This is a genomic window from Affinundibacterium amnicola, from assembly GCF_014284275.1.
In the GTDB taxonomy this organism is placed as follows: domain Bacteria; phylum Pseudomonadota; class Gammaproteobacteria; order Burkholderiales; family Burkholderiaceae_D; genus Undibacterium; species Undibacterium amnicola.
Genome location: NZ_JACOFU010000004.1, coordinates 198,148 through 215,921 on the forward strand (window position 1 = coordinate 198,148; position 17,774 = coordinate 215,921).

Annotated in this window: 16 protein-coding genes; 10 read left to right on the plus strand and 6 right to left on the minus strand. The window is 45.4% G+C overall.

Translation table 11 applies throughout. The features are described 5' to 3' along the window. The first annotated feature begins 67 nt into the window (after positions 1-67). Genes H8K33_RS11460 through H8K33_RS11480 form a run of 5 tightly spaced genes read left to right on the plus strand, consistent with a single transcriptional unit; the run spans position 68 to position 5,204 of the window. The gene (locus H8K33_RS11460) at positions 68-2,170 is read left to right on the plus strand and encodes a methyl-accepting chemotaxis protein (RefSeq protein WP_186891171.1); all 2,103 of its coding nucleotides are present in this window, start codon (positions 68-70) and stop codon (positions 2,168-2,170) included. A gap of 9 nt (positions 2,171-2,179) precedes the next feature. Next, positions 2,180-2,752 (plus strand): chemotaxis protein CheW, encoded by a 573-nt coding sequence (locus tag H8K33_RS11465; protein WP_186891172.1) that lies wholly within the window; start codon positions 2,180-2,182, stop codon positions 2,750-2,752. After that, on the plus strand, positions 2,742-3,575 hold the full coding sequence (locus tag H8K33_RS11470; RefSeq protein WP_186891173.1) for a CheR family methyltransferase: 834 nt from the start codon (positions 2,742-2,744) through the stop codon (positions 3,573-3,575). The genes H8K33_RS11465 and H8K33_RS11470 overlap by 11 nt, the downstream gene beginning before the upstream one ends. Before the next feature lie 43 nt (positions 3,576-3,618). After that, a complete protein-coding gene (locus H8K33_RS11475; RefSeq protein ID WP_186891174.1) occupies positions 3,619-4,110 on the plus strand; it encodes a chemotaxis protein CheD in 492 nt (163 codons plus the stop codon). Next, positions 4,110-5,204, plus strand: coding sequence for a protein-glutamate methylesterase/protein-glutamine glutaminase (locus H8K33_RS11480; RefSeq protein WP_186891175.1), 1,095 nt, complete (start codon positions 4,110-4,112; stop codon positions 5,202-5,204). Before H8K33_RS11475 ends, H8K33_RS11480 begins: the two co-directional genes overlap by 1 nt. Positions 5,205-5,321: 117 nt before the next feature. Here H8K33_RS11480 and H8K33_RS11485 read toward each other — a convergent pair whose 3' ends face one another. Both H8K33_RS11485 and rfaE2 read right to left on the minus strand, forming a co-directional pair. Beyond that, positions 5,322-6,101 (minus strand): Hpt domain-containing protein, encoded by a 780-nt coding sequence (locus tag H8K33_RS11485; protein WP_186891176.1) that lies wholly within the window; start codon positions 6,099-6,101, stop codon positions 5,322-5,324. 85 nt (positions 6,102-6,186) lie between these two features. Then, entirely contained in the window at positions 6,187-6,669 is a 483-nt protein-coding gene (rfaE2, locus tag H8K33_RS11490) for a D-glycero-beta-D-manno-heptose 1-phosphate adenylyltransferase (protein ID WP_186891348.1), read from the minus strand. Positions 6,670-6,918: 249 nt separating this feature from the next. Here rfaE2 and H8K33_RS11495 point away from each other — a divergent pair, with 249 nt between their 5' ends. Continuing rightward, positions 6,919-7,485 (plus strand): glutathione peroxidase, encoded by a 567-nt coding sequence (locus H8K33_RS11495; RefSeq protein WP_186891177.1) that lies wholly within the window; start codon positions 6,919-6,921, stop codon positions 7,483-7,485. A 110-nt stretch (positions 7,486-7,595) separates the two neighbouring features. On the opposite strand, the gene H8K33_RS11500 is transcribed toward H8K33_RS11495, so the two are convergent. Further along, the gene (locus H8K33_RS11500) at positions 7,596-8,510 is read right to left on the minus strand and encodes a PhaM family polyhydroxyalkanoate granule multifunctional regulatory protein (protein ID WP_186891178.1); all 915 of its coding nucleotides are present in this window, start codon (positions 8,508-8,510) and stop codon (positions 7,596-7,598) included. Positions 8,511-8,665: 155 nt separating this feature from the next. On the opposite strand from H8K33_RS11500, the gene H8K33_RS11505 reads away from it, so the two are divergent. The 3 genes from H8K33_RS11505 (at position 8,666) to queC (ending at position 11,377) form a co-directional block, all read left to right on the plus strand. Next, a complete protein-coding gene (locus tag H8K33_RS11505; RefSeq protein WP_222613393.1) occupies positions 8,666-9,793 on the plus strand; it encodes a DUF3108 domain-containing protein in 1,128 nt (375 codons plus the stop codon). A gap of 5 nt (positions 9,794-9,798) precedes the next feature. Beyond that, on the plus strand, positions 9,799-10,545 hold the full coding sequence (locus H8K33_RS11510; RefSeq protein ID WP_186891180.1) for a DUF3108 domain-containing protein: 747 nt from the start codon (positions 9,799-9,801) through the stop codon (positions 10,543-10,545). Between the two features lie 124 nt (positions 10,546-10,669). After that, on the plus strand, positions 10,670-11,377 hold the full coding sequence (gene queC, locus H8K33_RS11515; protein WP_186891181.1) for a 7-cyano-7-deazaguanine synthase QueC: 708 nt from the start codon (positions 10,670-10,672) through the stop codon (positions 11,375-11,377). 54 nt (positions 11,378-11,431) lie between these two features. Here the strand turns inward: queC and H8K33_RS11520 are convergent, their stop codons facing one another. Beyond that, positions 11,432-13,657, minus strand: a complete 2,226-nt coding sequence (locus H8K33_RS11520; RefSeq protein WP_186891182.1) for a bifunctional diguanylate cyclase/phosphodiesterase — start codon at positions 13,655-13,657, stop codon at positions 11,432-11,434. Between the two features lie 158 nt (positions 13,658-13,815). Continuing rightward, a complete protein-coding gene (locus H8K33_RS11525; RefSeq protein WP_186891183.1) occupies positions 13,816-15,099 on the minus strand; it encodes an Hsp70 family protein in 1,284 nt (427 codons plus the stop codon). Positions 15,100-15,446: 347 nt separating this feature from the next. Between H8K33_RS11525 and gshA the strand changes: the two genes are divergently transcribed. Then, the gene (gshA, locus tag H8K33_RS11530) at positions 15,447-17,045 is read left to right on the plus strand and encodes a glutamate--cysteine ligase (protein WP_186891349.1); all 1,599 of its coding nucleotides are present in this window, start codon (positions 15,447-15,449) and stop codon (positions 17,043-17,045) included. A 55-nt stretch (positions 17,046-17,100) separates the two neighbouring features. Here gshA and H8K33_RS11535 read toward each other — a convergent pair whose 3' ends face one another. After that, entirely contained in the window at positions 17,101-17,718 is a 618-nt protein-coding gene (locus H8K33_RS11535) for a hypothetical protein (RefSeq protein ID WP_186891184.1), read from the minus strand. Positions 17,719-17,774 lie beyond the last annotated feature (56 nt).

Sequence of the window (17,774 nt, forward strand, 5' to 3'; positions counted from 1 at the left end):
ATCAATATGAACAACCGAATTTCGTTACTTTCATCAGATACGCTCACACTATTTTAGGGGATATGAAATGAGTCAAGTCAATACATCTTGGATTTCAAAACTGGTCAGTGGCGCGCAACTTGAGGCACAGGCCACTGAGCTGGCAGCACTACGAAAACAAATAGCAGAGCTATCACAAGAATTAAAAGTCCGATCTGACATCATGGATCTCACCAGCATCGTCTCATTTGCGGATCTGAAAGGCGACATCGTCACGGTCAATGATAAATTCACTGAGGTGTCAAAATATAACCGAGATGAATTGATAGGCAAACCACATAACACCACCCGTCATCCTGATATGTCGAAAGAGACGTTTAAACAGGTTTGGTCGACCATAGGACGCGGCGGTACATTTCGCGGGGTGATCAAAAATCGCGCGAAAGACGGCACGCCTTACTACGTCGATGCAGTCATCGCACCATTCCTGGGTGAAAACGGGAAACCGACAAAATACTTAGGCGTGCGCTATGACATCACGGTACAGGAACTCGAACGTCAAAATGCCAAGGGCGTGTTAGATGCAATCGACGAATCTTATGGCTATATCGAGTTTGACCTCGGTGGCAACGTTCTGTTGGCAAACAAAAATTTTCTGGCTCTGGTCGAATATCAGCTAGATGAAATAAAGGGAAAGCACCATCGTACCTTTGTCGACCCGTTGCAATCTAACCTGCCTGAATATGCCCAATTTTGGGCGGATCTCAATGCTGGCAAAGCACAAAGTAACGTATTTAAACGGATTACCAAATCACGTAAAGAAATCTGGATACAAGCAGTTTATGCGCCAGTCAAAGATGAGATGGGCCGTATCTTCAAGATCGTTAAAATTGCCACCGATGTCACTGCACAAATAAATGCAGCAAATATGCTCAAAGAAGCCGTCGAGCAGGCGCAAAAAGTTACTTCGGCAGCAAAAGATGGCGACCTCAGTCAACGTATTCCACTGGATGGAAAAACAGGGCCGATTCTTGCGCTTTGTTCTGGCGTCAACTCTTTGATGGAAACTACCTCGATTATCTTCAATGATGTCAGTCGGGTACTGGAATCATTTGCCGAAGGTGATCTGTCACAACGCATAGAACGTGAATACACTGGCATGTTTGACGACGTTAAGAAGAACGCCAACTCCGCTAGTGAAAAATTAACACAAACGATCGAGGACATTGCACGCATATTCGGCGGCTTAGCAACTGGCGATCTGGGACAACGGATTACACGCGATGCGCCGGGAATGTTTAACCAAGTCAAAGAAGACGCGAATACTGCATGCGAAAAACTAGCGACCATCGTAGGCGAAGTGCGCAACGCGACAGATGCATTATCGAATGCGTCAGAACAGGTCAGTGCCACTTCACAAGCACTTTCACAAGCGGCTAGTGAGCAAGCGGCCAGCGTAGAGGAAACTAGCGCCAGCATTGAACAAATGGCTGCGGGAATTAATCAAAACGCAGAAAATGCCAAGGTCACTGACGGCATTGCAGGTAAGGCATCCAAAGAAGCCATTGAGGGTGGCGGTGCAGTCAAACAAACGGTGTCGGCGATGAAAGAGATCGCATCGAAAATCGGCATCATTGATGACATCGCTTATCAAACCAATATGCTCGCGCTCAATGCTGCGATTGAAGCAGCGCGCGCTGGCGAGCATGGCAAAGGTTTTGCCGTCGTAGCTGCGGAAGTTCGTAAATTGGCTGAGCGTAGCCAAGTTGCAGCTAAAGAAATTGGCGATCTGGCCAGCGGTAGCGTCAAGACGGCTGAACGTGCGGGTGATCTGATCGATGAAATTGTTCCCGGCATTGGCCGCACCTCTGACCTGGTGCAAGAAATTGCCGCAGCATCACAAGAACAATCCGCGGGTGTTGGACAAATCAACACCGCGATGAATCAAATGAATCAAATCACGCAACAAAATGCATCGTCGAGTGAAGAGCTGGCAGCAACTGCTGAAGAGATGACAAGTCAGGCTGAACAATTAATTGAATTGGTCAGCTTCTTTCACCTCGGACAAGGTAACAAGTCATCTAATTCAACACAAACTAACGAGCGCAGTGTTGTTCGCGGCACCCCCAAACGAGCCAAACCAAATTTTGGCAGCAGTAGTGTCGACGAAGCAAAATTTGAAAGGTTTTAGGAGAGCGGTATGAATGCAATCAGCACAGCGAACAACGGCGCTCTGACTAGTAGTAAAGACAAGTCATCATCCGAATCAGCGCAGTTCCTCACCTTTGTACTTGGAGGCGAAGTCTTTGCACTCGGTATATTAAATATTAAAGAAATTATTCAGTATGGAGATTTAACGGAAGTACCAATGATGCCGAACTTTATCCGAGGGGTCATTAATCTGCGTGGTCGTGTCGTACCTGTGGTGGATTTAACCGCACGATTTAATCGTGGCACCACCAGTATTTCTCGTCGCACCAGCATCGTGATTATTGAAATGGAACAAAGTGATCAAGCAGATGCACAGAGTATTGGTATCGTCGTTGACGCCGTCAATGAAGTGATTGAAATTGCCAGCGCGGATATCGAACCACCACCCTCTTTCGGCGCCAAAATCCGACCGGACTTTATCAGCGGAATGGCGAAAAAAGATGGTCGATTCATTATTGTGCTGAACTTAGACCGAGTACTTTCTGTGGATGAAATGCTCGCCCTTGGACAATCGATTGCACCTGCGCTGACGAACTCCACTGAGTCGGAGCATGAACACTAAATCCAGTAAATTTACCACCCAGGTCGCGATTAAAAAAAACGAGTTTGAATGGATTTCTCGCTTTTTGTATGAGCGAACTGGCATCGCCTTAAACGAGGGTAAGCAGGCGTTAGTCATGGGGCGTTTGGATAAGCGCCTGCGTAAGCGCAATTTAACGACATATGGTGAATACTTTGCCTTGCTGGGTCGCCCAGGGTACGACGATGAAACGACGGTCGCCATTGATTTACTAACGACGAACGAAACCTATTTTTTTCGCGAACCCAAGCATTTTGATTTTCTAAAAAATATCGCTTTTCCGCAGTATCAACGACAACGTCAAATCCGTATCTGGAGTGCTGCAAGCTCCAGCGGGGAAGAAGCTTACACCATTGCAATCACGCTGGCAGAGTCCTTCCATAGTAACGACTGGGAAGTCATAGGCACGGATATTTCGACACGCATGGTCGAAAAGGCGCGGCGTGGCCTTTATCCCATGCTCGCCGCAGACAAAATCCCACGCCAACTGCTAAAGAAATACTGCTTGAAAGGGCGTGAGGAATTCGAAGATTTTTTTCTGCTCGAATCGGCAATTCGACAACGCGTTCACTTTAGTATCGCCAATTTGATTGAACCATTACCCGACCTTGGAATGTTTGAAATCATTTTTCTACGCAATGTCATGATCTATTTTGATCGCGACACCAAAAAACGTCTGGTGGAAAAGATCAGCGAAAGATTACGTCCGGGAGGCTATTTCATTGTTAGTCATTCAGAATCACTCAATGGTTTAGATTCGCCTCTGAAATTAATCGCCCCTTCAATCTATCAGAAGGCCGCTTAGGGACAACTTCCCTGTGCATATCGCTGACATCTAACGAAACTTTATGAATGAGCCTAGCTTCTATATTGATATTTTTTTACAACCGGGAGAGTTTTACTTCGGCGATCATGAAACACGCATCCGTACTATTTTAGGATCCTGCGTTTCGATTACTATGTGGCATCCGATCAAACGAATTGGTGGTATGTGTCACTATATGCTACCCAAAAATAAACGCACACCACATAGCGTTGGAGTTGATGGAAAATATGCCGAAGATGTGATGCGCCTGTTCCTGCAGGAAATCAAAAATTCTCACACTTCTGTCCATGATTACGAGGTAAAAATTTTTGGTGGAGGCAATCAATTCCCAGGTCAAGACCAACGCGTATTTTCGGTATCCGAACAGAATGTAAAAATAGGTCGGCAACTACTTGAAGAGTACGGTTTTAAAATTAAGTCCGAGCACTTGGGTGGCATCGGACATCGAAATATTATGTTTGACCTATGGTCCGGAGATGTGTGGGTTAAACATGTAGATAAAATGAAAGAATAATGAAATCAAAAATCAAAGTCATGTTGGTAGACGACTCTGCTGTGGTACGACAAGTCTTAACCGCTCTGCTAACAAAAGATAGCGGCATTGAAGTCATCGCGTCAGCGCCCGATCCCATCTTTGCAATGGACAAGATGAATTCAAACTGGCCAGACGTCATTGTGCTTGACGTAGAAATGCCGCGCATGGATGGCATTACTTTTCTCAGGCAGATCATGTCGATTCGGCCCACCCCTGTCATTATTTGCTCAACCCTCACCGAGAAAGGCGCCGCAACATCAATGCAAGCTTTAGCAGCCGGAGCCGTTGCGATCGTTACGAAACCCAAAGCGGGGCTGAAAAATTTTCTTGAAATTGATGCTGGCGATATCGTTCAAGCTGTCAAGGCTGCGGCTGGTGCCAACCTGCGGCCTTTCCGTAATCTCAGTGCGATAAACGCGGCAGCAGCACCACCTAACAAAATAAAAATTGATGAAGTCATGCCTGCTCTTAACGCGAGCTTAACCAGTGCAATGGCGGTGACCACAGACAAACTAGTCGCCATCGGCACTTCAACGGGTGGCACACAAGCACTTGAAGTGGTGCTAAAAAAACTTTCGCGAACAGCTCCTGGCATCGTTATCGTCCAACATATGCCGGAAAAATTTACCGAAGCATTTGCCGATCGCCTAAATAAAATCTGTGAAATGGAAGTGCTGGAAGCAAAGAATGGCGACCGGCTTATTCCAGGCCGCGCGTTAGTCGCACCGGGTGGTCGACACATGCAAGTCAAGCGCAGTGGTGCTCAGTATCATGTGGAAATTATCGATGCCCCGCCAGTGAATCGCCATCGCCCTTCGGTTGATGTTCTGTTTCGTTCAGTTGCAAAATGTGCAGGCCGGAATGCACTTGGCATCATCATGACTGGGATGGGCGACGATGGCGCTCTTGGCATGCGTGATATGCATGAAGCCGGTGCAGAAACTATTGCACAAGATGAGAAGACTTGTGTGGTTTATGGCATGCCAAAAGAAGCAGTGAAATTGGGCGCGGTTGATAAAATCGTCCCGCTCGAAACGATTGCTGGTTTGATTGAGGCTTATGGAAAAAAATAAACCTGTAGTACATCGTATATGGCTTCAAGTTAATGGCGAAAATTTATATTCGCGATCCAAAAAAAGTAGTTCACAAAGCCACACATTGTTCCAACAAAATTCAAGTCAACAGTCATATCAATATTGCGTCAGTTTGTGTATGGTAGCACGCTGAATTGTGCTCTCAATACACGCACGAAATTTACTTTTTAAACTGGCATTTTTCTGTAGAACAAAATCAGGGTGCACATGAGGATCGAGGTGATCTGAGGTGGTTAAGAGTACGGTATTTGTTTTAGCAACCCGCCCTCCTGATTTTTGAATCGCACTGATTAAGGCAATTCCATTCAACCTTGGAATTTCCAATCCGGTGATCAGCAAATCAAAATGCTCTGCTAGCACGCGCCCAAGGGCAACATAGCCATCATTCGCCATCTCAATTCTAAAACCAGCTTCTTGTAAAATATCTCGTAACACACTGGTCAACACTTCGGATGATTCGACTAACAAAGCAGAGTACGCCTTGTTTGAAGCGCGTAACCGCAATTGAGATAGCGCCAGCTGCATTTCTACGCCAGGATCAAGCTGTGCTGAGTAGCTAAAACAAGCTTTACGTAACAAATCTATATATGCCAGTGCTGCGCTAACGAAGCCATGCTCAATTGCCACAGGGTGCTCAATTAAATGGCTCAGTAAGTCCTCCATTGGATGGCACACATCACTAATAAAACTCATTCCATAAGTACCACCACTCCCCTTCAAGCTATGCACTTGTCGATACATTTCCTGGCATAAGGGAAGTTGAAAACCCTCACGTTCAAGCTGCAATAACAATTGCTCAATGTCATCAATATGACCAGGCAGATCACGTAAATAGTTCTCGCGTAAAGCTGCCAACATCGCTTTTACTTGTTGCATCGTAGGCTTCTAAGTCAGTGAGTTAAAAGAATTACTAAACGGCACAATTTTGTTAATCCATGTATCGAGGTGACATTGATTTGCTTTACTCTGGACGACGACGCAACTTTTGCAATGTTTTTGTAGTGGAGCGATCATGTTCAAAATTGATTGCCGCTACTTTTCCACCATATGCCAACACAGCTTGTCCCTCTGGAATGCGATGCATATCATAATCGCCCCCTTTCACATAAATATCGGGGCGCGCCAACTGTACCGTTTCCAATGCGGTGTCATGATCAAATGCGACTACCAGATCAACGGACTCTAAGGCTGCCAGCACTGCCATTCTGTCGGCACAGGCATTGATCGGTCTGTCATCGCCCTTCCCTAATCGCCGCACCGAGGCATCGGTATTGACAGCAACAATCAATGATCCACCTAAGGCCTTAGCTTGTGCCAGATAAGTCACGTGACCACGATGCAATAGGTCAAACACGCCATTCGTCATCACAACGGGTGTTGGTAGTTGCTGCACCCGTTGTGCTAATTCCGTTGCTTCGCAAAGCTTTTCTTCAAATTTTGGTATGTGGTTTTGAATCATTTTCAAATCTATATGGTTTGGTCAAGATGCTAAAGTTCTGTTCATTGTTTATCACTTTAACGTGCGATGGCGTAATCAGCAAATCACGGCCTCAACCAGTAAGGGCAGGCGCCGCCAATTTACGCTAAGATAGTCTCATCACGCACCACGGTTGCTGTGTTCAGATTTGTCTAGTAATCAAAGTTTCAATACTAGGCTTTATCAGAATTTTAATCATTATCATCAGGAGGCAATATGTTTTCTCTATCAAAATTACTTATTCTTAGCGCGCTATTTTTTTCATCGACGACTGTCGTTCATGCGCAAACTGAAAGCTGCCCAGAAGTTTTACAGCATAGTTTTAATCGATTGCAAGACGATGCACCCCAAAATTTGTGCCAATACAAAGGCAAAGTCGCCTTGGTTGTCAATACTGCGAGCTACTGTGGTTTCACCAAGCAATACGAGGGCTTAGAGGCTTTGTATGCGAAGTATCAATCGCAGGGCTTGGTTGTGCTCGGCTTCCCGTCCAATGACTTCGGCAAACAAGAGCCTGGCAGCAGCAAAGAAATTGCCGACTTTTGCTTCAATACTTACGGTGTGAAGTTTCCTATGTTCGCTAAGTCCTCTGTGCGTGGCGATGAAGTCAATCCATTTTATGCGCAGTTAATCAAAGCCACCAACACCACACCAAAATGGAATTTTTACAAATACCTGATTGACCGTAACGGCAAAGTGTTAGCAGCCTATGCGAGCACCACCACACCAGAAAACAAAGGATTGGTTGCTGCCATTGAAAAAGCATTAGGCAATGGACAATAATCCGTTTTTTGAATCAGCAGATCTGCTCAATTTATTGCATGAATCTATCAAATAATTTCATAAAATAATTTCGTAAAATAATTCAGCAGCGTTATTTAAACAATGCTGAATTATTTGCGAACAGATGTTTTCCCTGTCGTTTTTCCAGTCATTTTCGCGCCAGTTTTAGTCGCCACTTTAGCGGCAGAGCGGGAAGGCGTCTTGGCTAAAGGCCGAGCTGCGGTTTTGGCGACAGTCTTAGGTGCAGTGGCTTTCTTTGCGCCAGACTTGACTCCTACTTTCTTCGCAGCGGCGGCCGACGATGTACTTGGTTTTGTTGCGCCAGCTTTTGTACGTGGCTTAGCTGCTGCCCGCTTAGGTACAGAACCACCGTTCGCTTCTGGCTGAAGATCGGTCGGTTTTTCCTCATCTTTCATCGCATGACTCAGAGCTTGCTTAAATTGATCTTGCAATACCGTCCACCATGCGGCTGGGTTATGAAATGCAGGACTGTCTGAACGACTAGCCTGTATCGGGGCATCCTCAGGAACAGGCTTTTCCTCTTCTTTCGGTGTCACTTCCACAGGGGCGTCAAATTCTTCATCCTCGTCGCTTTCCTCGTTCTCTTCGACCGTCGGTTCACGCACGGCAGCGGACGATGTCGTTGCATTAAAAGCGGACGAGGATGCCGCCTCCTTATTGGTGTGCATCGGCCAGTCATGTGTCGTGTCGGCCTGTGCAGCGCTATTGGGTGCGGCACTCTGCGAAGCATTTGCCGCCTGCGAAAAACTTTCTCCCATCGTCTTTAGTGCGGCAATCGTTGCTCGTTGCACTTCCAATGCCTGGATTGTTCCTTTTAACATATTCATGTTAACAACCAACCAAGATTCGACCGTCTTTAAATCCTTGATTTGTTTATCGAGTTCATCAACAGACAATGTCGGCGTCACCATGCCTGGCAATTGCATATCTCCCCACAGTTTTTTGACAAATGCCAACGGATCATTCACATTACTGCCGGCTGTTTGTTGAAAGGGATTTTGCATAATTGCCTCTCCTATAGTGAAGGTCAAAATAAACGCGGTTAAGTCTCAAGAATGACGAAATGATCTATACCAAACAAAACGAATTCGGGAAGCTGCAAAGCGTTCCCAAAATCACAGTGTAGCTTATCGCAAGATTAAGCCAGAACGATTACACTATGCGTATGCACCAAGATTCTTTTCAACTCCCTTTCAAACGACATTTTGCCAAGTTAAGTACTTGGCTATTCGTTCTCGCGACTATCTTACTGCATATTATGTTGCTGGAGTCAGCCTCGTGGAAGGTTTTAAGCCCATCCCAGTCACCGGAGTTCACACCGACAGTCACCGTACATTTACGTCCCGATGCCGAAATTGTCGAACCAGCCCAATCTGAACCTCCATCAGAAAAACCTATCGTTCATTCAAAGCGAAAACCAACGATTACGACAAAATCTGGGGCCGATACCCTAGCCAAGCAAGTTGAAAACTCGCCAGAGCTTATAGAAAAAGAACCAGAAATTCAGGAAGCAAGTCATTCAAGCGTCGTCGAGATGCCAGTGACTCCAGAAGACCTAGCAATCCCCTCAGATGCAGCTGCTACACCGACGTTTTCTTTGAGTTTTCCGAAATCTGCTGAACTACAAATGGAAGTGTCACACACAAAAGTCAACGCGAGCCCGACTACAGGCGTTGGTGTCTTATTGTGGGAGCGCTTCAACGAGAAATATAAAATTTCTATTGAAGTTGGAATGAATCTCCTGATCACTACGCTTAATCTCTTAACCATTACCAGTGAAGGCTATACCGATATCTATGGGCTAATGCCAGTCCTGAGTCAGGATATTCGTAAAACACGCGCGGCAACTGCAATCCATTTCAACCATCAGGATAAGACCATCAGCTTCTCATCTTCCAACAAAAAAGTCGGCATGGAAAATGGCGCGCAAGATGCGGCGAGTATTTTGATGCAATTGGCGGCAATTGGTGCTGCTGATGCAAGTCAACTCGCTGCAGGAAAAGAGTTCTCCATACAAGTTGCAGAAGGACGCGATGCCACACCATTTCTGTTTCGCGTGATTGGCGAGGAAGAAATTGACAGCAAACTAGATACGGATACAGGAAAACTCATGACGGTTCACATTACACGTCCACCCAAGCCAGGATTTTACAATTCACAATTAGACATCTGGCTAGCACCCACCTTAGGTTGGTATCCGGTACAAATCCGAAATACAGAAAGCAACGGCACTGTGACAAATCAAGTCGTCACGATGATCAAGCAGAAATTTAGCAATGAAAACTAATCGACATGCGCATTAATTCATTAATCACTCTGTTCATTTGCCTCACCTCGACATTTTTCCCGATGTCAGCGCAAGCAGAGAAATTCAAACTCGCGCCCTCTGCAGAACTCATATACAGTCTGAAATCGACGCAAAAAGGTATTCCTTTGACTGGTGAAGCCAAAGTGCGTTGGCAACTTAAGCCGCAAGATTCAAAGGCTACGCAATACCGCTTAAATTCAGAAACGAAAGTGGCTGTTCTTGGAAAAATTTTGATCAGTAGCAGTCATGGAAGCATACAAGATTTCGGACTTGCTCCAGATCGCTTTCAAGAAAAACGTTTTCGCCGGAGTGAGGTAACGACGTATTTCGATCGCGAACAAAAGGTCATTCACTTCTCTGAATCAGAATTAAAATATCCTATTCAGGGCGGCGAGCAAGATCGCTTAAGTGCGACTTGGCAGTTAGTTGCCTTGATGCAGAATCAACATGTTCAACATAAATCTGGACAAGAATGGTCGATGTTTGTTGCCGGTTCGCGCGATGCAGATCCATGGGTATTTAAGTTAGTCGACTTAATGAAAATTCGAACCGCACTTGGTGAACTCAATGTAATGCATATCGTTAAAGCACCTCCTGCCGACGCACAAGGACAGCGTATCGAACTATGGCTGGCAATCGATTTAGATTATTACCCAGTACAGGTTCGCTTTCAGGATAGCAATGGCGATGTATTAGAACAGAAAATTATATCAATCACGAAATCAGATTGATTGCTAACTTTAAAGCCTAAGTAAACAAGCTTTGCGTGAGCTTAAAATAAGCTTAAAGTAAGCTACAAGTAAGCTTCAGGTAAGCATTCAAGACACTATCACTACTATTTTTTAAAAACAAAAAATGACAATAGAAAATCAGCGCGCTCTCGTTTTATTCAGTGGCGGACAAGACTCCACCACTTGCCTCGCATGGGCACTAAGTCGCTATCAACACGTAGAAACCATCGGCTTTGATTATGGCCAGCGACACGCCATTGAACTCACTATGCGGCCGCAGCTCTTACAAAAAATACGTGGTTTATCTGCCGATTGGGATCATCGATTAGGCGAAGATCATCTACTGGATCTGTCATTAATCTCACAGCTATCGCAAACCGCGATGACAGAAAATATTGCGATCCAAATGCAAGAGAATGGTTTGCCAAATACTTTTGTTCCTGGCCGGAACTTAATGTTTATGCTGGTTGCGGCGACACTGGCTTACCGTCGCCAACTTGGGGTTTTAGTCGGTGGTATGTGCGAAACAGATTTCTCGGGTTACCCTGATTGTCGCGACGACAGTTTAAAGGCCTTGCAAGTCGCCATCAATTTAGGCATGGCAAGTCGTCTCAATATAGAAACACCACTAATGTGGATAGATAAAGCAGAATCATGGCGCCTGGCTGAACGCCTCGGCGGTAAAGACTTAGTCGATTTAATTCGCCATGATACCCACACCTGCTATTTGGGCGAGCGCGGTCAAATGCATGCGTGGGGCCACGGTTGCGGCACTTGCCCAGCTTGCGAATTACGCGCAAAAGGCTATCAGGAGTTCATGACAGCAAAGTAGTAACATAAGAAACGACCAAGGAGTCACCATGCATCACGCGGAGTTTGGCAACACTTATTTCCACTCACGCAACCATGGTTCGATTGCACTCTCTAACATCGGGCGTGCAATCAAAAAACCCTGACCTTCGTCACAACCTAGTTTCTGTAAAACTTCTAAATGCAATTCGCTTTCTATGCCCTCGGCGATAATTTGCAGGCCAAGTTTCTTTCCTAGTTGGGTGATTAATTCTGCGATACGAGGACCATTCTCTGTGTCTATTTGCATCACAAAAGCACGATCAATTTTCAAGCGATCAACAGGTAGTTTATCTAGATAGCTCAAAGACGAAAAGCCTGTTCCAAAATCATCGATTGCAATCTGTAAGCCCAGAGTTTTAAGACGTGCAAGCGATTCTTCGAACAAACCTGCGCCGCTCATCGTCATCGACTCTGTGATCTCGAGCTCAAGAAAGTGCGGTGCTAATCCACTATCGCGTAAAGCACTCTCGACCAGATCAAAAAAATCAGGCTGACGGAACTGGATCACCGAGACATTGACCGCAATACGATCCAACTGGAATCCTTTATCTAGCAATTGCATCATCGTGAAACAAGCGGTACGTAACACCCATGCACCTAGGCTAATGATCAAGCCAGAATGTTCAGCCAGCGGAATAAAATCTGCAGGCGGGATCATTTGTCCATCGTCAGTACGCCAGCGCAACAACGCTTCAAATCCCAATACACGACGATTCTTCAGATCGATTTGTGGTTGATACATCAGATATAAACGCTCAGCATCAAATGCTTTATGCAAGTGCTGCATCAACATCGCGCGTTCACGAATTTCAATCCCCATCTCGCGCGTGAATAAAGTATACGAGCCACGCTGATAGGCCTTGGTTCGTTTCAATGCGATGCTGGCGTCTTTCAGCACATCGGCACCGGACTGTGTATAGGAATCCAGTGCGACCATACCCATCGACATCGACACTGCATGCGAAGTGTCGTCAATAATAAACGGATCAATGAAGAGCTTTTGTAATTCAAATGGTTGCAGTATTTGGGCTTTACCCAAGAGGCCGAAAACATCGCCACCAACTCGCGCCAAGAAAGCCTGATCACCTAAAGCATGCTGCAAACGCGTCGCCACTGCGCGCAGTAACAGATCACCGTAACGGTGTCCGAGTACATCGTTGATTTCTGCAAAATCATCGATATCAATTAAGACCACCATTTGATCAGGGCTGCGCTTTTCAATTGCTGAACCAATTTGTTCAATAAAGCGCAAACGATTCGGCAACATCAACAACTGATCTCGGAATGCGTAATTCTTGAGCTGACTAACCAAACCAAGATTATCCAGACACACGCCTAAATTGAAACAAAAGATCTCTAGTAATTGTTGATCAATCGACGATAAGGCGTAAGGTAATTCGATGAACGCAGCGATCGCCCGCTTGCCCCTGCCAGAAAAATACAGGGTCATGTTATGTTCTTCGAACAAGGAAGTTCTCTCTGACAATGCGCGACGCAAAGAATCACGGATCACCGGATTATCGATCTCGTCAATTGGGCGATTCATCAGGCTACGGTAATGTCCTGCCGAAGCAATCACGCTATAGCGAAAACTATTATCAAATTGCAGCGCTTCATCGCACTGGGCGCACAATAGGCCTTCAGAAGGAACCCCGCATAAGGCGGCAATTTGGGTGATCACCCCAGAAGCAAAACCCTCAATCCCATCTTGCATGGAGAAAGCCGCACTGGAAGTAATAATTTGATGCAGACCGCGACGACTGGCTTCTATTGTGCGCAATTGGTCGTACGAACGAATTGCCGCTGTCAATGCAGTCAATAATTTTTTGCGTGTGAGTTCGTTCTTCGTTTTGTAATCATTGATATCATAGTCGCGAATCGCGTCTTCCTCTGGTGCATAACCAGGTTGACCGGTGCGTAAAATGATACGGGTGTCGCGCCATTTGAGTTCATCGCGAATAAAACACACCAGATCTAAACCTGCATGTTCAGTCTCCATCACGACATCTAATAAGACCACCGCGATATCGGATTCGACGGCAAAGCGTTCGTGGGTTTCTGCTTTGGAATAGGTATGAATAAACTCAAGGCGACGATTCAATATTTTGACGTCAAGCAAAGAAAACTCTGTGGCGCGATGCACATCTTCATCGTCATCGACAATCGCGATTTTCCAAGTACGTTGCGAGATATTCGCAAGCACCTCGCTTTCAAGGTCTTCTTCGATCAGTATCTCGTCATCATCCAACTGTTCCGACATGCTGCCTCCATTTCATGGAAACTCACGCTAACAAAGTATTTTCAGTATATCGCAACCGCCTTTCCATGCAACAACAAATTAGGAGCATCTTTACAACAGTCTTCATCGTAGTTGTTTTGCAAACCACTTTGCTTGAAGCTCATCTTGACAAAGATATTTTAAATTTCGTTAAAGCGTCGTTTCGCATCCCATGCCAAGCCAGCGCCAATGCTACCGAACACGTCGCCTTGCACCATTTTTGCGTTTGGCAACAACGTTTTTATGTCTTGGCGTAAGCCACGTATTCCACTTGCACCGCCAGTGAAAAACACTGTGGTGATCTGCGAACCGTCAATACCTGCATGACTAATGGCATCAACAATCGTCTTATTCAGTTGTGCAAATAAGGGGGCGATTGCAGCATCAAGCTGTGCTCTATCCATCGATAAAACGTGTTGTTGCGAACGGTCATCTTTACTACACAATCGCTCTAAACTGATCTGTACCATTTCTGCATCACTTAAGCGAATTTTGGCCTCTTCCGCTTTCAATGCCAGCCAATGTCCATCGCGCTGTTCTATTAACTGTAAAAAACAGGCGCAACGGTAGCGCAAGTTGGGATCATTAATATCGCGACTGATATCTTGGATCTCGCGTACTACTTTTTGCGAATACACCAAATTGATCGTGTGCCAAGTCGCCAAATTGAAATAATTTGCCGAAGGCATTTCGATACCATTGCTGAGCCTTCCGCCCATACCCAACAATGGCATTAACTGTTGCAGGCTCAAATATTTGTCGAAATCGGTGCCACCAATATGCACACCGGTATTGCTCAAAATATCGGATTGACGTTCAATTTTATTCCGCCGCTCAGGAGATAAACGGATCACCGAAAAATCTGCGGTACCACCACCGATATCCACCACGAGCACCAGTTCCTCTTGCTCAATACGTGATTCGTAATCTAATGCCGCAGCAATTGGTTCATATTGAAATGCGATCTCTTTAAACCCTGCATCAATCGCAATCTCACGCAACGTCTGCTCTGCTTTTTTGTCGGCGGCAGGATTATCATCAATAAAAAAAACCGGACGCCCAAATACTGCGCATTCAAATCGACTTTGTGCTGCCAATTCTGCTCGTTGTTTTAACTCGGCGATATATTGAGATAACAGCTGCTTGTAAGCGAGACGCCGTCCCTGCACTTCGGTATGTCCTTCGATTAAGGACGTCCCTAATAAACTTTTCATAGAACGCATTAAGCGCCCTTCATAACCATCTAGATAAGCGCCTAAGGCAGCTCGTCCGTAGCTAATTTCATCAAGATCGGCATTAAAGAAAATTACCGAAGGCAAGGTTGCTTTTTGGTCTTCTAAATCCAATAGTCTGACCTGGGATCCATCATGGAAGCCCACCGTCGAATTTGAGGTACCAAAATCCAAGCCACATACACTAGTCATTCAAAATCCTATTCCTGCTCATTAAGCTATTTTTACAAAGCTGAGATCTTAAACTAGTTGGCTCGCGCTGTAAGCAATAAAACCTGTCCAGCAGCGAGATCAACCACCGGCAAACACGATCTTATGCAGATGCCATCACAAAGATTGGCCTTATCACGATGGGGAAATTTTTCGCTCTTATTTTCTTGTGTTAGATCAAAGGAGGCGCTTTGGCTCAGGCGAAGGTAGAAAATTGAGGGAGAATATGCGTTTTCCAAATTTCGGCTATCCTATGCGTACTTTATCTAGTCGATCATTGTTCGCCTCCGATACACTACAAGCAAAGGATGCTTAACTTGAATAGCCCTATCAGTCATTTACTCAAACAACGTCTTCACCTCATCCAAACTCCAGCGCACTTGCCACTCTTACAGCAAGGTTTACGTGGGATAGAGCGAGAGACTTTGCGTGTCGATGCGCAAGGTAAATTGATGCTGACGGCACATCCGCTTGCGCTGGGTTCGGCGTTGACCAATCCATTGATCACAACCGACTATTCAGAGTCTTTACTAGAATTCATCACACCAGCAGAACAAGATATTTCAATTGCCTTAGACAAGCTCGACGCAATCCACCGTTTCAGCTACACCAAGTTAAACGATGAGATGCTGTGGAATAATTCTATTCCTTGCGAATTACCCTCAGAAAAAGACATTCCAATTGCTTGGTATGGCAAGTCGCATATCGGCATGATCAAGCATGTTTATCGTCGAGGTTTGGCACTGCGCTATGGCAAAAGCATGCAGTGTATTGCTGGCATACACTATAACTATTCACTATCAGAAGATCTTTGGAAACTTATCGCAAAAGCAGAAGGCGATACGCGTAGCGCGCAAGATTTTCAGTCCGAAAGTTATATCGCATTGATCCGTAATTTCCATCGTTACAGTTGGCTATTAATGTATTTGTTTGGCGCCTCTCCAGCACTATCAAAAAGCTTTTTACGCGGACGCCAACATAATCTCGATACCTTGTCTGAAGACACTTTGTATTTACCCTACGCTACCAGTCTGCGTATGAGTGATCTGGGCTATCAAAATAATGTGCAAGATGGTTTGGTGCCGCCTTATAACAATCTGCTCGATTACATGCGCAGCTTATCGATTGCGGTAAGAAAACCATATCCACCGTACGCCGATTTGGGGATTAAAAAAGATGGCGAGTGGATGCAAATCAATAGCAATGTACTGCAAATTGAAAACGAGTTTTACGCAACCATCCGTCCTAAACGGGTGATCAAAACTGGCGAACGTCCAGTCGAGGCATTGTGTGCGCGTGGCGTGCAATACATTGAAGTACGTTGCATGGACGTTGATCCGTTTGAACCATTAGGCATCAATCTGGAAAGCTCGCGTTTCTTGGATGCATTCTTGTTATTCTGCGCACTCGATGAAAGTCGACTGACGAATCCAGTTGAAGGTCAAGAGAACCTGGATAATTTTGCCGCGACTGTCAAGTATGGCCGTCAACCGGGCCTGATGTTGCAAAATCAAGGTCGGAAGATTTCTTTACAAGCATGGGGCGAAGAGATTCTGGCAAAGCTGAAACCACTTGCGATACTGCTGGATGAACAAGCGCATTCCAGCGAGCACCAAGATAGTCTTTCGCAGCAAGCGCTTAAATTACAGCGCCCAGATTTAACGCCCTCCGCGCGCGTGCTCGCAGCTATCTCCGAGCACCAGAATTCCTTTGCGCAATTTGCACTCAAACAAAGTCTTCATTTCGCTGAGCAATTCAGAGCGAACCCGCCAAGCGCAGAGGTAATCGCCTATTTTGAACAACTAGCCGCAAACTCGCTAGCGGAACAGGCATCGATGGAAGCAAATCAGACTGGCAGCTTTGATGATTTTATTGAGGATTATCGTTCTCGTACTTCAAGTCAGATTTGTTGTGAGGGATTAGGCTAATAAGTCAATATGCTGATCCAGTCGCATTGAAAGATGCAAGCGAACTGATGTTGACTTATCGACGACTGCGCCCCACAGTTTCACGGAAACGTTTTAATGTGTCGTCGTACTCACGATTCATACGAATAATCTCTTGATCATAAAAAGCCATTGCCTTGCGCGTATTAGTCACATTACTGGATAAATCATTGGCACGACGTTGGATAGACTCAAATTCTTGAGTCGTTCTTTTTGACTGGCTAAGCTCTTTTTGCAAATCAAGAAAAAGCTGATTGAAATTCTCTAGTTGTTCATTCGCCAGTCGTTTCTTATCCAGTAAAACATCAACAGCACGTTTACGCGCCGCTTGTACATCCGCTTCACTTTGATAATGTGCCAGCAAATACCGCTCTTCCCTTTTTCGCTCTTCTTCTGCCAATTGCTCGCGCTGTTTGCGTTCTTGCTCGTCGGCGATTTTTTGTTTTTCTTCAGTACTTAATGGTGGTGCGATATTTTTCTTAAAGCGCCCCGCATCCGTATACACCTTCATACCACGACTAATACATTCAGGAATTGGGCGATCAGAAGTCACCACTTTTCCCTGTGCAGTGGTACAGCGGAAAATGTCTGCGCGAGCGCTTCCCATCACAACAATCGACAGCAAGCTCATAATTGAAAGAATTATCTTTTCCATCTTACATTCTAAGATCTGAAACCAGCCGTTTATTAAAAGTCGCTAGAAAATACCAG

Coding starts and splice junctions, on each gene's coding strand:
- H8K33_RS11460 (WP_186891171.1), top strand. CDS start 68: ATGAGTCAAGTCAATACATCTTGGATTTCAAAACTGGTCAGTGGCGCG.
- H8K33_RS11465 (WP_186891172.1), top strand. CDS start 2,180: ATGAATGCAATCAGCACAGCGAACAACGGCGCTCTGACTAGTAGTAAA.
- H8K33_RS11470 (WP_186891173.1), top strand. CDS start 2,742: ATGAACACTAAATCCAGTAAATTTACCACCCAGGTCGCGATTAAAAAA.
- H8K33_RS11475 (WP_186891174.1), top strand. CDS start 3,619: ATGAATGAGCCTAGCTTCTATATTGATATTTTTTTACAACCGGGAGAG.
- H8K33_RS11480 (WP_186891175.1), top strand. CDS start 4,110: ATGAAATCAAAAATCAAAGTCATGTTGGTAGACGACTCTGCTGTGGTA.
- H8K33_RS11485 (WP_186891176.1), bottom strand. CDS start 6,101: ATGCAACAAGTAAAAGCGATGTTGGCAGCTTTACGCGAGAACTATTTA.
- H8K33_RS11495 (WP_186891177.1), top strand. CDS start 6,919: ATGTTTTCTCTATCAAAATTACTTATTCTTAGCGCGCTATTTTTTTCA.
- H8K33_RS11500 (WP_186891178.1), bottom strand. CDS start 8,510: ATGCAAAATCCCTTTCAACAAACAGCCGGCAGTAATGTGAATGATCCG.
- H8K33_RS11505 (WP_222613393.1), top strand. CDS start 8,666: ATGCGTATGCACCAAGATTCTTTTCAACTCCCTTTCAAACGACATTTT.
- H8K33_RS11510 (WP_186891180.1), top strand. CDS start 9,799: ATGCGCATTAATTCATTAATCACTCTGTTCATTTGCCTCACCTCGACA.
- queC (WP_186891181.1), top strand. CDS start 10,670: ATGACAATAGAAAATCAGCGCGCTCTCGTTTTATTCAGTGGCGGACAA.
- H8K33_RS11520 (WP_186891182.1), bottom strand. CDS start 13,657: ATGTCGGAACAGTTGGATGATGACGAGATACTGATCGAAGAAGACCTT.
- H8K33_RS11525 (WP_186891183.1), bottom strand. CDS start 15,099: ATGACTAGTGTATGTGGCTTGGATTTTGGTACCTCAAATTCGACGGTG.
- H8K33_RS11535 (WP_186891184.1), bottom strand. CDS start 17,718: ATGGAAAAGATAATTCTTTCAATTATGAGCTTGCTGTCGATTGTTGTG.